A 17,129-nucleotide genomic window follows, 5' to 3' on the forward strand; every position below is an offset into this window, starting at 1 on the left:
TCGACACCTAAATCACTTCGAATAAGATTTACCAGTTTCGTCGCTAATAAAGAATGACCGCCGACCATAAAGAAGTCGTCTTCAATTCCCACTTGTTGTAGTTCTAGAACAGTTTGCCAGGCTTCGCACATCTTTGACTCTAAGTCAGAACTCGGAGCTACATAATGGGTTTTTACAAGATCAGATTCGCTAGGTTCCGGCAGCCTTTTACGATCGAGCTTGCCAGTTTTTGTTAACGGCAACTCTTCGACAAATATAAATATTTGAGGAACCATATATTCGGGAATAGTGCCAGATAGTTGTTCCTTGATACTCTTTACTAGTGACTCTTTCTTTCTTATGAGTTCAGCCTCTTCTTCAGCGGCTAGCAAATTACTATCGGCTAAACACACGTATGCAACTAGCCTACTATCGTTAGATTCTGTTTTAAAAACAGATACGGCGGACTTACTTATCGCCTGTTGTGCATTTAAATAATTCTCAATATCGCCAAGCTCGATCCTTAGTCCTCTCAATTTAACTTGATCGTCAGTTCGTCCAAAATACTCGAGCACAGGCTTCTCATTGTTATTGAATTGCACCCACCTGACAAGATCGCCCGTTTTATATAAAATTCTCGAATTTGACTCTTTGATAGGGTTAGTTATAAATTTTGAACGAGTCAAAGCAGTATCATTCAAATAACCATCTGACAAATCATTACCGCCTATATATAGTTCTCCAACTATACCAGGCGCGCAAAGTTGTAGCTGCTTATCGAGCACAAACGAAGGTTTGTTACTCATAGGTGTGCCTATTGGGCTATAAATGCTCGATATATTTTCTGATATCGCTAACTGATTCAGTGTTGCACCGACTACAGCTTCAGTTGGACCATAATGGTTAAATAAAGCGGCTTTTGGAAATAAACCGCGCAGCTTATTGACTAAAGAATTGGCAAGCGCCTCCCCTCCTATTACAAAGCTATGATTAGTAAGACTAATTTCGCTTTCTTGTTCTTCTTTATACTCATTAATCAATAAGCTCAAGTGACTAGGAGTAAGTCTTATTAACTGGGGTGCTTTTAATTCAGTTAACTTTCTCTTTAATTCGCCTATTTCATCCCCAACTGTCATCAATTGAACTGTTCCACCTGTCATAAGCGGTAAAAACAACGACGGTAAAGTCAAGTCGAAATTATAAGCGGTTAATACTAAAGCCCCACCTATACCCGTACTATAATATTGATTTAATGCTTCGACACAATACCCGAATAACGCCTTGTGTTTTACGACCACTCCTTTAGGTACTCCCGTTGACCCAGATGTGTATATTACATAGGCAATATCTTGAGGACTTATTTGGACGTTAATATCAATATCAGAAAATGATTCTAAAATGCCCGCAACGTACTTGCTATCTACGGGTACTGCTTTCACTCTTTCAAAAGAGATCTCTTCCATCAATTCGTTTTGCGTTAAGACCAAGGGGCAATTACAGTCTTGGAGAATCGTGTTGATCCGCTGTTGCGGCATATGGGGATCGATTGGTACAAAAGCATGTCCGGCTTTTAATATTGCTAAGATAGCAGTCATCATTTCAGATGACCGCTCCATACATATGGCGATTTTACTATTAGATGCTAACTTTTGATTTTTAATAAGAACAGCTAGTCTATTTACAGCTTGGTTAAGTTTTTTATAGCTTTGCTGATCGGTTAGTGTAGATACTGCAACGTGTTCAGGAGCAACCTTAGCAAAATGCTCAAAGCATTTTATAACGTCGTCGCCCTTAAATTGAAATCTATTTTCTAACGGTATATCTCTAATAAATACATCGGCTTCATTTTTAGAAATTAGGGCTAAATCGCTGATTCTCTTTGAACCATTTTCAAAAATATCTGAAAGAATATTATTTAAATATTGATTAAACCTCTCGACGGTATTGTCATTAAATATATCCGTCGCATAACGCCAGGTTATACTGATGGTATCTTTTAATTCTTGTACGCTAATATAAAGGTCATGCTTAATATTATGCACGATCTCTTTCTCGACACTATCTTGATTCTTGTAATATCGACTTTTTTGCCTTGCATCAACTGATTTGACGTTAGACAGTTTTAACGATGACTGCTGATTATTCTGAATATCCAATTTGATTTGATATAGTGGACTATAACTTGCGCTTCTTTGCGGGTTAAGCTTTTCCACCAATACTTCAAAAGGTATGTGCTGTTGACTAAAGGCATCTAAGATCGTTTTCTTGTTGTTTGTCAAAAACTCTTCAAATGTTAGTTCATTATTGACATTTGAACGAATAACTAAGTCATTAATGAAGAATCCCACTAGATTTTCTAAGCTCTTTTGATTACGACCACTACTTGCAGTACCGATTACGATATCATTTTCACCACTATAACGACTAAACAACACAACTAATGCTGATTGAATAAACATAAAAATGGTCGTTCCATGTCGATTATTAAAATCTCGTATTTTTCTAGTTACTTTGTCGTCAAAAATGTATCTTTTGGTTTTTCCCTTGTAAGTTGGTTTAGGCGGTCTGGGGTTATCCAAAGGAATACTATGTACATGAGGTAACCCTTGGAGATGATTTTGCCAGTACTCTATCCCTTGTTGGATTACCTTTGCGCTCAGATAGTCACGTTGCCATTTTGAATAGTCAGCGTACTGAATCGTTAACTCAGGAAGTTTATAATCTCTATTGCTTATTATGGCATTATAGAGCTCGCTGACTTCACGCTGAATGATTCCTCTTGACCAGCCATCACTAACGATATGGTGCATGACATAAAACACAATGTATTTCTCGTGTGCTATTTTTATGACCTTAAATTCGATTAACAAATCATTGGCCAGATCAAATCTTCTTTGTGCACATGTCTTAACAACATCTTCGATTTTAGACGAGCTATTAACACCTTCATGTTTTGATAAGTCAATGAAGCTAAACGGAGTAGTAAATTTTTCGTTGATTATTTGACAAGGCTCGTTGTTTTTAACCTGAAAGTTGGTACGAAGAACTTCATGACGTGCAATAAGAGTATTTAACGATGACTCTAACGCAGACAGATCAAGTTCGCCATTAATTAAAAATTGTCCCGTTAGGTTATACTGGCTTTTATGATTTTCTAACTGGTCTATAAACCATAATCTTTGTTGAGAAAAAGACAAGGGAATAGGCAAACTTCGATCTATTGGTTTAATGTCGGATAGCACTTGCGATTGACCTTGTCTTTCCTCATTAACCAAGTAATCAATTATTTGATCTTTATGGTTTAAAATGCTTTGTTTGAGTGATTCTGACAACGCACCCATTTTCGCTTTGTATGCCAGTTTTCCATTCTTAAGGTAAAAGTACACACCTTGAGCCATTGCTGTTTTCAAAACGTCACGCACACTCATTCCAAAACTACCTCTTCTGCATCATCTGTACCAGATAAATCTTGTTTATTTTTTAGCATTGCTTGGTCAAGCAAGCAATCGTCAATACAAGTAGAAAAACTCTCTACGCTCGGGTTTTCGAATAACGCACGCAACGAAATTTCCACTTGAAACTCTTCTCTAACCAGACTAATCAATCTTGTTGCCAATAAGGAGTGTCCACCAAGATCAAAAAAGTTATCTAACACTCCTACTTGATTTAATCCTAAAAGTGACTGCCACATCTGACACATGCTAATTTCAGTTTTACTCGTCGGTTCCTTGAACTTCCGATGATTGAGTGAATTTACATCAACATCAGGTAAGGCTGAGATATCTATTTTTCCATTGAGAGTTAAAGGCATCTCCTTGATGACCATATAACTACTTGGTACCATATACTCAGGTAGCTTATTCCTGAGTATATTTTTTAACCTCTCCGCTAATTCATTACCTCCGACTAAAGCGACGTCGTTGTTAAGAGTCGATGTGTTTTGAACATCTTGGACTACTATGTAAGCAATTAAACTTACGCCAATATCCTTTCTTTGCCGAGCAACCACTACTGCATTTTTAATTAATGAAGTTTCTTCTAAATGTTTCTGTATTTCGTCTAGCTCTATTCGATAGCCCCTAATTTTTACTTGATGATCGACTCTACCAACAAAGGTAATATTACCGGCGTAATTTTCTGTATCACTTAAATATTTCACCAAATCTCCGGTACGGTATAATCGCTCACCCGGAACTAAGCTAAAAGGGTTAGGTAAAAACTTCTCCGCAGTCAAACTAGGCCTTCGTAGATATCCTCTAGCGATTCCTTCACCACCAATGTATAACTCACCAGTACCGCCTATAGGCATTATTTGTTGATGTTGATTTAACACGTAAAGATCGGTGCATCCCAAACTTTGACCAATTGGAATGGTATTTAAATGAGGGGTCTTATCGATATCTGATATATTGAAGGTTGTACTACCAACTGTAGTTTCAGTCGGCCCGTATTCGTTAATTAATAATGAATTTGGTAATAGATCTTTTATACCCTCAAATATAAGGTTACTAGCTAGTGCTTCCCCGGCAATGACTAGTACATGTTTTGAGGTTACATTCTTTTGAATAAAGCCCTTACTAATTACAGCCTCTATATGGGACGGGGTGATTTTAAATAAGTATGATGACTCATCGTCAGACAAACAATCACTTAATTGCTCTATAGCAATGATACCATCATCTAAAATCTCAGCATATAAACCGAAGCACAATGGCACTAACAAAGAACCAACCGTAGCGTCAAAAACTAGTGTTGAGCTTACAATCGCACCTGAGATTTCAGTGTTAATGAAGTTATCTCCAGCAGCTGAGAGAAATTCCGAGAGATTTCTGTGAGTTGTAACGACTCCTTTGGGAACTCCTGTTGAGCCGGAAGTATATATTACATAAGCAACATTGCTTTCATGTAGGTTGCTTTTTGATCGGTCGATGTTTTTTATATCATAATTTGCTAGCGTTTTTATGAAAGCATCGTTATCGATACATAACTTGTTCTCAACTAAATTCAGTTGATTACCTGCTATCGACTCTTGTGTCAGAACAAGCTTACAATCGCTGTCTTGCAAGATAAAACTCAACCGCTCTTCCGGAGAATTTGGGTCCAATGGAACGTACCCAGCACCAGCCTTATTGATTGCAAGTAACGCAATTAGCATATCGATCGATCGTTCTAGACAAATGCCTATTAGTTGATCTGTCTTTATTCCTCTTGAAAGTAACATGTTTGCTAATTGATTGGCTTTCTTATTCAGCTCATGATAGGTAACTTCATCACTGTCTTTAATGACAGCGATTGAGTCCGGGCTTTTAATCACATGAGCTTCAAACCATTCAAACCAAAGATGTCCTGGATATCGATATGCACTACTCTTATTCCATTTATCTAGTAAAGCTGACTTTTCGAATCGAGACAAGAATTCAATCTGTTGAATAGGTTGGTTCCTGGCTATACTTTGTTGTAGGATTACCTCTAATAACTCCGAGAAACTAGTTGTCATTCGTTCAATAGTAGCATCAATAAACAAAGACTCATCAAAAAACCACTCTAGGACTAGCGAATTTCCTACTTGAAACACATCCAACTTTAAATCAAATCTAATTGAAAGTTCTACATCAACAAACTCACCGAAAATTCGCTTTCGCATGGTATCGACTTCTGTAACTCCACTTGTTAGCTCATTTTCATTATTTTGTACCCCGAACAAAATTTGAACGAGTGAGTTATGTCTTAAATTACGTTGAGGGCTGAGTTCTTCTACCAACCGATCAAATGGTAGATCTTGATTCGCGAACGCCTCAAGAATCATAGATTTATTTAAATCTATTAGCGATTCAAATGTTTCATTCTTAGAAAGATCTGTTCGTAATACTAATATATTTAAAAACAATCCGATTACGTTTTCCAGCTCAGGTTGATTTCGACCTGCTACTGCTGTACCCATCACAATATCTGAGCTATCGCTATAACGGCCAATTAATAAAGCAAATAGCGTTTGCATGAACATAAAAAGAGTAACTTCCTTTTGATCACAATACTGTGATATTTGTTCGTTGATTTCTTTACTCAAAATTTGACGAAACAATCGGCCTCGGTAGTTTTGTATTGGCGGCCGAGGACGATCAAGAGGCAAACCATGTACTACCGGGATTTCTTTCAGTTTTTCCTTCCAGTAACCTAGCTGGGCTTCATAAAACGAATCCGGTACTGAATTAATCTGCCAATTTGCATAGTCAGCATACTGAACCTCTAAACTAGGAAGCTTGATCTCATTTTGACTTTGATGATTGCTATAAATTGATGTGAAGTCTTTTTGTAAAATATCGCTAGACCAGCCATCTGCTGCAATATGATGTAGAACGTAAAAAACTAAATAGTCATTGACACTTGACTTAATCGCAATAAATCTAATCGGTAACTCATGGGTTAAATCGAATTTTTTGTTAACCACCCCAGTTGAAATATCATTAATTCTGTTTTTTTGCTCTGTCGATGCCATTTCTGAAATATCATAGTAAAAGACCGGCAAGCTGTATGCTTCAAATAACTCCTGATAGATTCCATCGCTATGTTGGATATACTTCGTTCTAAGTATTTCGTGACGTAACAAAAGTGTTTTTATCGTTTTTTCAAAATACTCTCTGTCAAATTCTGAATCTAATTTAAGCTTCCCTTTCATGTTGTATTGTGAACTACCGCCTCCTAACTGATCTACAAACCAAAGTCTCCGCTGAGAAAACGAAAGTGGTATTTTTTTATTTCTATCCACTTTCTCTATTTCAGGAAGTTTATAAACTTGAGAGTAATTTTCTAACAACAAAGCTAATTCAGCTATTGTAGGACTTTCAAAGATGGCTCTTAAAGGTAATTGACAATTAAATTCAGCTTTTATTTTGTTGAGAAGTCTCACGGCGATTAACGAATGACCTCCTAAAGCAAAAAAACTATCATTTATGCCTACTTTTTCTTTTCTTAATAATTCCTGCCAAATCTCACATAACCGAGTCTCTGTCTCATTTGTAGGGTCAACAAAAGCAGATCTTATTAGATTTCCCTCATTAACATTTGGAAGACTTTCAAAATTAATCTTACCATTCACTGTCAAAGGTAAACTCTCTAAATATACATAATACTTAGGCGTCATATATTGTGATAATTGAGTAGCGAGAAACGAATTTAGCACCCTTGAAAATTTAGCGTTGTCTTTAAGCACAATAGTCGAATAAATATTTTCTACTACTATATAAGCGACCAACTGGTTGTTAGCGGAACTTTGTTTGCTTTTAATGACAATACAATCTCGCACATACTCTGACTCACGAAGACTGTTTTCAATTTCGCTTAAGTCAACTCTAATACCATTTAGTTTGACTTGATTATCAACTCTTGAGAGGAACTCAAGATTGCCATCTTTACGCCAACGTACGAGATCACCTGTTTTGTACATTTTATTAGGGCTGTTTTCTAAGAATGGATTATTTAAAAACCTTTGCTTGGTTTCCTGCGGATTATTGAAGTAGCCGCGAGACAGTCCTCTACCACCAACATATAATTCCCCAGTGGTCCCTAATGGACACAGCTTGCGGCTAGTATTTAATACATAAAGATGTGCGTCTGCAATTGATTGACCAATTGGACAGTAAATAGAATCAATACTATCCAGGTTATTGTCAACTCGATATAGACTACATGCTACAGTTGTTTCTGCTGGTCCATATTGATTGAATATTTTTGCATTTGGAAAGGTTTTTTTGAGTTGACGAGCAGTATGTGTTGGGAATGCTTCTCCACCGATCACAAAACTATAGGCAGATTTAAATGTTTTGTTTTCCAGCAACGGAATGATAGCTGCAAGGTGGCTTGGGGTTAATCTGATTACCTGAGACTCATCTACCCGATTGCAGTTATTATTTAGAGTATTAGCTAGTTGCTCAATCTCCAAACCTTGGTCGAACAAACGTATAGTGCCTCCATATAGTAACGGAAGAAATATGCTTGGTATCGTTAAGTCAAATGCATAAGAAGTCGCTAAAAATGTTCCTTGCCGTGTTTTAGTATAGTAGTGCTGATGTATTGCGTTCAAGAAGGAACTCAACGCCTGATGTTCAACCATAACCCCTTTGGGTTCACCACTACTACCCGAAGTGTAAATTATGTAGGCTAAATCGTTAATGCTTGACTCAACATCGGTTAGATTATCACCGCTTTCTTGCTTAACGCTATATTCAACTTCAGCAGAATCAACATTAATAATAGGTAGTTTTTCCCCATTAATAATGCGGCCTAGCCTGTTAAATTGTGCTGAATGTGTTAAAACACAATTAAATTTCTGACTTTCTAATAATTTTTTTGCTCGCTTATCTTGATAATCGGGATCAATTGGAAGATAACTTGCCCCTGATTTAAGAATTGCTAACATTGAAATAATCATTTCAATAGAGCGGTTAAAAAACAAAGGAATGATCGAATCCTTAGTCGCTCCTACTTTTACTAGATATCTTGCTAACTTATTTGACCTAATATTTAACTCATAAAAGCTCAAGTACCTTGACTGATGATGAAGCGCAATCTCGTCAGATCTATTTGTTACAGACTCCTCGAATATTCTGTGAATACACATTGGTTCGACATTAGTCAAATAGTTACTTTTCGATATTTCTAAAACCGACTTTTTCTGCTTTTCACCGAGCAGATTGATATCCCTTATCACTTGCTTTGGCTGTTTACAAGTTTCTAGGACTAAATTTTTAAACATATCCGAATAGTTATGGATCGTTTCAAAATCAAAGATTGCTGTATCATAACGCCACAAGATTTCTAAACCTTTATCGTTTTTTTGGACATCTACATATATATCATGCTTAACAAAATGCTCTAGCTGCTCACTAATTTCATGAAACCCTTCTAAATCTTTGCTAAAACTGGAAGTCTCCTCTTCTTTCTCCTTGCTGCTTACATCGAGCTTAATTTGGAACAAAGGGTTATAATTGAGATTTCTATTCGGATTGACTTCCTCTACGAGCATATCAAAAGGTATATACTGAAAAGTAAATGCATCTAAAATCGTCCTTTTACAACGATTTAAATGCTCTAAGAAACTTTCTTTATTATTAATCGAATGTTTAATTACAATATCATTAATGAAGAAACCGACCACGTTATTTAGCGCTTTGACTTCTCTCCCAGAAATCGAACTACCTATTGCTACAGTCGAGCCTTCTGAACATTGCAAAATTAACTGTGACAACACAGCATGTAAAAACATAAATAAGGTTACTTCCTGCTCTTGACAGAAGCTTTCTATGAGTGCAGCTTGCTCACTTTCTATAACGCTACGTACATAGCGACCTTTATATTGACGATTTTTCGGTCGAATTCTATCTAAATTTAGATTATGGGTTTGCGGCAATTCATTTAACTGTGCTTTCCAGTAGGCTAAACCGTCTTTTATCTGATGAGAATTTAACCATTCACGCTGCCAGACGGCATAGTCACTATATTTTAGGTCTTTTTCTTCGCCGTAAGTATTACTAGTTAGCTCAGGTTTTTGATAACTTTCAATTATTGATTGCTTAATCAATTTTAAGGACCAAGCATCACATGCAATATGATGCAATGTATAAAGCAATAGATATCTATTCTCCGATAGCTTTACTAAACTCGTTCTAAATTGTAAGTCAGTTTCAAGATTAAATGGCTTGTTCTTGTCTTTTATATAAAGCCTTTTAACTTCATTAACTTTCTGGAGCGTCTCTAATCCAGAATAATCATATTTTTTTATATTGAGATTAACTTTAGGTAGCAATAGTTGTATAGGGCTTCCGTCTCGATAGGAATAAACGGTTTTTAGAATATCATGATGTTCGACAACAGTATTCAAGGCTTTAGTTAACCGTTTTAAACAAATATTCTCTTCAAACAATATTCCTTCTGTAATGTTATACTGGACACTGCCCAACTCTAGCTGGTCAATAAACCACAGTCTTTGTTGCGAGTAGGATAACGGCACACCTTTAAGCTTATCTTCTCTACTTATTCTTTTTATATTTACAGATTTAGAGTTTAAGGTTTCACTTGATTTTATTATATCAGATAGTTCTGCTACAGTAGGACTTTCGAAAATTTGTCTTATCGTTACTGAAAGTTTAAATTTGTGGTTTATCTCGCCAACGAGTTTAGCGGCTAAGAGCGAATGTCCTCCTAACTTGAAAAAGTTATCCTCAATGCTTATTCTTTCTTGCTCTAGCAACTCTTGCCAAATACTACATAATTCTCTTTGATGTTCGTTTGTTGGCGCAATATAAATATTAGTTGTGGTTTCAAATTTCGGTAGCTTCTTCCGGTCAAGCTTACCATTAGTTGTCAGTTCAAAATTGTCTACGAATTGATAGTACTGAGGTATTAAATAATCTGGTAAGTAGTCTCGTAAATCGGTTTTAATTTTAGCTATAATTGATTGTTCACCATTTCTTTCTTTTTCTCTAGATGGATTATCTAGTTGAATATAAGCTACTAGCTGAGCGATATTATGTTCGTTTAGAAAAGTCGTGACTACACAGTTTTTTACAGCCTCTGAATTACTGACTGCTCGCTCAATTTCGTTAAGCTCGACTCGCGCTCCGTGTATTTTAACCTGCTCGTCTATACGACCAATGTACTCTAAACTGATTGGTATTCCATTATCGTTTATAATATATCTAGCCAAATCACCACTACGATATAGCCTATCACCAATTTCGGAAAATACATTTGGAATAAATTTCTTCGCAGTTGCAGCTGGCTGTCCTAAATAACCTCGTGCTACACTGTTACCACTTATAACAACTTCCCCAGGAAACCCCAAAGGAACAAGCTTTTGTTCTGGATCACATAGAAATAGTTCAACATTCTCAATACTACTTCCGATTGATACCGCGCTTCGACTTTCATTAGTTTGAGTATTCTTAGTAATTACATTGGTACTTACTCCTACGCAGGTCTCTGTGGGTCCATACTCATTAATAAATATGCTATTAGGCAGAACTTCTTGTTTCCACTTGGTTAATAGCCTGGTATTGAACTGTTCTCCACCTACTATAAAATAGTGTCTCTGTTTGCCAGCTTTAGGTTCTGCATTAATTCTAATAGTTTTCAAATGAGTTGGCGTAAGTTTAAACAATAGATTCTGTTGGTCATTAAAAATAGCAGCGGTTAACTCTTCGAGTTCGTTTTCTTCAGAAGTTAATTTCACAAACTTACCGCAGAACAGTGGTGCTAGGAGACTCGTGATAGTCGCGTCAAAACTGACCGAGCTAGCTACGCAAGAACCATCAATTGATTGATTAAAGTATTCGTCCTTACAATGTGAAATGTAGTTAAGCAAAGCTTTTCGTGTGACTTGGACCCCTTTTGCTTGACCAGACGATCCGGAAGTAAACATGACATAAGCTAAAAATTCGGGATGAATTTTATCTGACACTAGCTTGATTTTTTCTAGTTCTAGCGGTTTGTTTCTACGCTTTATCGAGTCCAGCGGTAATGTAGGTATTGGAAAATCAACGAGTTCTTTGGAGCTTATAGTCTGAGTGAAAACATATTGGCTATTTGAACACTGCAGGATTTCAGAAATTTTTGCTTTTGGTAGTTTAGGATCAATTGGTACATATGCAGCGCCTAATTTTAAAATCGCGAACACAGCCGCAATTAAATCGCTTCCTCTTTCAACACATACTGCAACCGGTTGCTCATAATTTATATTAAGCACAGCTAAATAGCTAGCGATTTCTAGTACTCTTTGATTTAATCCTCCATAGGTAATTTGGACACTATTCATTTCGATCGCTAGTTTATTTGGCGATTCGCTTGCAACTTGGTCAAAATAACAGAAAAAATCATTCACTCTTTCATTTGTTTTATTTGGCAGACCAATTTTACTGTTTAAGGTCTTATATTCTTTGAAGAGTAAGCGTCTTTTTTGCTCCGACATTAAATCAAATTGATAAAGCTTTAGATGTGGATTTGCTATTACGCTATCAATCAACACTTCATAGCAGTGAGCTAAATTTGTAATGGTAGCGTCAGAAAACAAGTTGCCGTCATAAACCCATGATAAAACAATACTGCTATTTACCTCTTTAACGTTCAAATAGAGTTCATCTTTAACATTGTTAAAGACTTGGGATTTACTCCCGATTGACAATATCTCTTCAAAACTCTTATTAGATTGATTCTTATCAAAAGATAAATGGTTAATTTTACTATTCTTGACTTTACTTTCAAACGAAAACTGGACTTGAACAAGTGGATTATGAGTTAATGTTCTCTGAGGATTCAGCTCTTCAACTAGCATATCAAATGGAATATCTTGGTTATTAAACGCTTGAAGAACTATTTCTTTTGATTCGTTTAAACATTGAGTGAATGAGACATTTAAATCTAATTGGTTTCGCAAAACTAGGGTGTTGACAAAAAAGCCAATTAGATCCTCAAGTTTTGAATGATTTCTACCAGACACCGGTGTCCCAACAACTACATCACTTTCAAGGCTCACTCGAGATAATAATAAGCTGAAAACCGTATAGAAAAACATAAATTGAGTAACTTGATGTCGATTACAAAACTTATTTATACCGAGTGTATTTTTAGAATCAATCGCCTTATGAAATACCATTCCTTTGGTAGGAGCATTAACTTTACGCTCACGATCTATAGGAAGACTGTGTAATTGTGGGATATTCTTTAGCGCGCATTTCCAATAATTAAGTTGACGACTTAAACTCTTTGCCTCAAAACATCGATGCTGCCACATGCTGTAATCTGCATATTGAATTGGAAGGGGCATCAAGGGGCTCGCTAAACCAGCAATAAATGCTGAATAAAGTTCATTAAATTCATTTTCTAAAATTTTAATTGACCATCCATCACAAGCGATATGATGAACGACATAAACAACTATATTTTCATTTTCGCTTAGTTTCACATTGCTTACTTTAATCAGCAGATCCGATTCTAATTGGAATTCTACAAGCGACATTTTTTGATAATAGGATTTAAAACTATGTAATTTTTCTTTATCTTTTAGCCCGCTAAAATCTTGGCATTCTATTGTTATATCTGGCTTTTTATTGATTTTTTGATATACATTTTTACCCGAACTGACGTAATTAGTCCTCAAGACTTCATGTCGTTGCACAATAGTATTCAAGACGTTTCGAAAAATAGCTTTGTTAAACTCATCGACGAGCGGGAAGTAGCCTGCTACGTTATATTCGGTCTTAAAGCTATCTAATTGGTCAATAAACCAAAGTCGACGCTGCGCATAAGATAACTCAATTTTTTTGCTTCTATCCTGGGGTTCAATATCAGGGAGATTATTCAAGTCTCTTTTTTGCGTAAGCGAATTCGCAAAATCAGCTAAAACAGGATTTTCAAATACGTTTTTGAGAGGTACTTCTATTTGATGTTTGGTTCTTATCGCACTAACAAGTCGTGTTGCCAATAAAGAGTGTCCGCCTAGGTCGAAAAAATTATCGTTAATTCCGATTTGCTCTACGTCCAATAAATCTGACCAAATTTGACTTAGGCTCGACTCGAAATTATTTCTAGGCTTAATGTAATAGTTTTTTGATATACCATATTCGCTGTGTAAAGGTAGGGCTTCAACATCGAGTTTTCCGTTTGTAGTTAATGGTAATTTATCCATTATAACAAAGCCAGCAGGAATCATATAACTCGGCAGTGATTGTTGGAGCTGTGTTTTATATTTATCAATTAATTCTTTCTCTGAATGCTCATCTGAAACTTTACTTACCACATAAGCGATAATTTGAGCTTTACTAGAATGAGGATTAAATATTTTTACGGCAGCATCAACAACATTATGTAAATTTAAAAGACAACTCTCTATTTCGCTTAATTCAATTCTAAAACCTCGGATTTTTATTTGGTGATCGATACGACCATAAAACTCAAGCAAGCCTTGAGAATTAAACCTTACTAAATCACCCGTCTTGTATAACCGACTCCCCTTTTCTGAAGTAAATGGATTGGGTATAAAACGTTCGGCCGTTAAAACAGGCTTTTTGTAATACCCTGTTGCAACCCCTTTACCGGCAATATATAACTCTCCGATACAGCCTATACTTTGACGAACATATGATTGATTGAGTACATATAGTTGCGTGTCCCCTAATTTTTCACCAATTGGAACTATGTTTGTTTTTATAGTACGGTATTTCGATTCGTCCAAAGGATAAATTGTCGCGCCAACCGTGGTTTCAGTCGGTCCGTATTCATTGATAAATAGAGAACTTGGTAAGAATTCGGAATGCCAGAGCTGAATGGTTTCCTTTGATAACGCTTCTCCAGCTACTACAATAACGTGATGAGCATTTTCATTTTTTTTGATATACCCCTTAGACATCATCGCTTCAAGATGAGACGGTGTTAACTTAAATAAATAGTTATTTTCGTCATCGCATAAACAATCTGCCAAATGATCAAGAACCAAATCTTCTTCTGGAAGCAATTCAACAAACTTACCACAAATTAAGGGGACTAATAACGATCCTATCGTTGCATCAAAAACAAGTGGCGAACTAACGATAGCTCCATCTATGTGTGGCAACATAAATTCAGAAACTGCCGTTTTCAAAAATTCGACCAAACTTTGGTGATTGACGGCAACACCTTTTGGTTTACCAGTAGAACCAGACGTATAGATGATATAAGCAATTTGATGATGAGAGTAAAAAGAATACTCTTTGATCAGATTATTCTTTGATAATTCTAAAAATCGAGCAGTTAATTTCTTTTCATCAACACAAATGGTTGGTATTTGATTTTGGTCAAATTTTATTTTTTGCGACTTAGTGGTTAAAAGGAATTTGGCATTACTATCTTTTAGCATATACGCCAAACGTTCTCGAGGGTAAACTGGATCCAAAGGTAAATAGATTGCGCCGACCTTTAAAATCGCTAGTAAACTAATTAGCATTTCAGTAGAACGTTGAATATTTAAACCAACAACAACCCCTGGGTTAACTCCAACCTCTTCTAGGTAATGCGCTAACTGATTTGCTCTTTCATTGATAGTTTGGTAGGTAAATTCCTGATTATCATAGATTACAGCGATAGCATCAGGTTTGTCATTCACCTGTTCCTCGAATAACTGATGAAAGCAATCTGTTAATTCGCATGATTCGGATGACCTATTCCAATCATTTAATAATGCTAACTCCTCATTACTAATTATATTTAGTTCACCGACCTTTAACACTGAAACAGTTTCATTTTGATAACTTTCTGTGATGCTTTCTAATAGTACTTTGAACGTATTTGCAAAACGTCGAACGCTGTCTTCAGCAAAGAGAGCAATATTGAATAGCCAAGTAAAGGAAAATGCTTCCGAATTTTCATAAACATCTAGCTTGAGATCAAACCTAGTACTCATTTTTCCGCTGAGTCTACTATCATCGGACTGAGAGGTATCTTGTTGTTGCATTGACTCTAATTGAGAGCCTTCATTATTCTGAACACCAAATAGTATTTGTACAATGGGATTGAAACTCAGGTCACGCTCTGGATTGAGTTCCTCCACAATCATATCAAATGGGACCATTTGGTTTTCGAAGGCGTTTAACACATTTACTTTATTGGTTTGCAATAACTCTTGAAATGTTGGATTAGTGGTTAAATCGGTACGCATCACTAAAATATTGAGAAAAAGGCCAATCATTTCCTCTAAATTGCGGTGTTCTCGACCTGCTACCGCGGCTCCAAAAACAATATCGGATTCATTACTAATTCTGCTCAATAAAACTGCGAAAGCGGTTTGTAAAAACATGAATAAAGTAACGTCCTGCTGTTTACAAATTTGTCTAATGCGACTGATGAGATCCTTGGGTAGCTGCTGAGTAAAAAACTGACCGTCAAATGTCTTTCTGTTGGGTCTTATATAATCTAATGGCAAATTGTGTTTGATAGGTATATCTAACAAGTACGACTTCCAGAATTCCAAACTAGATTTTAGGTTATCACCTGCAAGCCAGTCTTTTTGCCACGCAGAATAGTCTGCATATTGAAATTCAAGTGGCGCCAATGGCGATTCCAAACCTTTAGCAAAAGCGCGATAAAGGATATTAAACTCATTTTTAAAGATTGAGACTGACCAGCCATCGCCCGCAATGTGGTGTAACGTGTAAAAAGCGACAAAATTTTTATTAGGAATCTTCACAAGATTCATTCGAATCATTAATTCTTTTTCTAAATCGAATGGTATTTTTTCATCCGATTGCATAATGTTTTGCAATCTAGAATTAAGTTCATGTTGTTCTAAATTGGCTATGTCGTATTCTTTAATTACTGGTTCATATTGCTTAACAATATGCTGTCTAGGTTTACCCTCTTCTTCCTTAAAACAAGTTCGTAACACATGATGTCTCTCTAACATCGCATGATAAGCTTTAGCAAAAGCGGCCTTATCAAACGGAGCTTCAAAGAAAAGCACTCCCTGAGTATTATACTGTGTGTTTCCCTTTTGAAGTTTGTCTTCAAACCAAAGACGGTGTTGGGCGTAAGACAGTGGGATATCAGAATCATTGCTGTTAACTTTTACTAACTCGATAGGTTTCAACACCGGTTTTGAGTCACGATTATCAATATTTAATAGGTATGACTTTATGGCTTCCTTGTTTTTTTGAACGCGTTTTTTATCTAGGTCTGAGAAATTGCCTTTCTTCGATCGATATTTTAAATCGTCCCCTTCTACATATAAAAATATCCCATCTTTTATAAGTTTTCGAACGAGCGTAATAATTTCTCTGGTTTCCATTAAAGATACCTATTAAACAATCGTTAAGAGATTGCGCTTTTATTTGTATTTTAGGCCCATACCGTCAAAAGTAACATAACCGGCTGTAGTTACAGACTTGTTTCAATTGAGTTTTTCTTTTGGTCAAAAATATACCGATTTAATGAAGTAGGTATATATAAATAAACTAAACTTCTACTAATCGAGTTAACTAAATTACTGCTTTAATTTGATCTCACATGTGAGATCAATAGATTAATCCTTACAAGAAGTGTTAACTTCTACTTTAAATTAAAACCTCAATTACGTTTTCAAGCCATTTGTCTGTGACTCGAGGAACATTTTCAGGGTTATAGGTTTAAAG

At 36.0% G+C, this 17,129-nt stretch carries 2 protein-coding genes (1 of these 2 cut by a window edge); both read right to left on the bottom strand.

Annotated elements, in window-relative coordinates; all coding sequences use genetic code 11:
• Positions 1–3,407, bottom strand: partial view of a non-ribosomal peptide synthetase gene (locus FLL45_RS05375; protein WP_142940948.1) — the beginning only. The gene continues 13,243 nt to the left of window position 1, outside the view; the window shows 3,407 of its 16,650 coding nt (coding positions 1–3,407); the start codon lies at positions 3,405–3,407; the stop codon falls past the left edge of the window.
• The gene (locus FLL45_RS05380) at positions 3,404–16,786 is read right to left on the bottom strand and encodes a non-ribosomal peptide synthetase (RefSeq protein ID WP_142940949.1); all 13,383 of its coding nucleotides are present in this window, start codon (positions 16,784–16,786) and stop codon (positions 3,404–3,406) included. Before FLL45_RS05380 ends, FLL45_RS05375 begins: the two co-directional genes overlap by 4 nt.
• Positions 16,787–17,129: the final 343 nt, after the last annotated feature.

It is taken from the genome of Aliikangiella marina, assembly GCF_007004765.1.
Taxonomy (GTDB): Bacteria; Pseudomonadota; Gammaproteobacteria; order Enterobacterales; family Kangiellaceae; genus Aliikangiella; species Aliikangiella marina.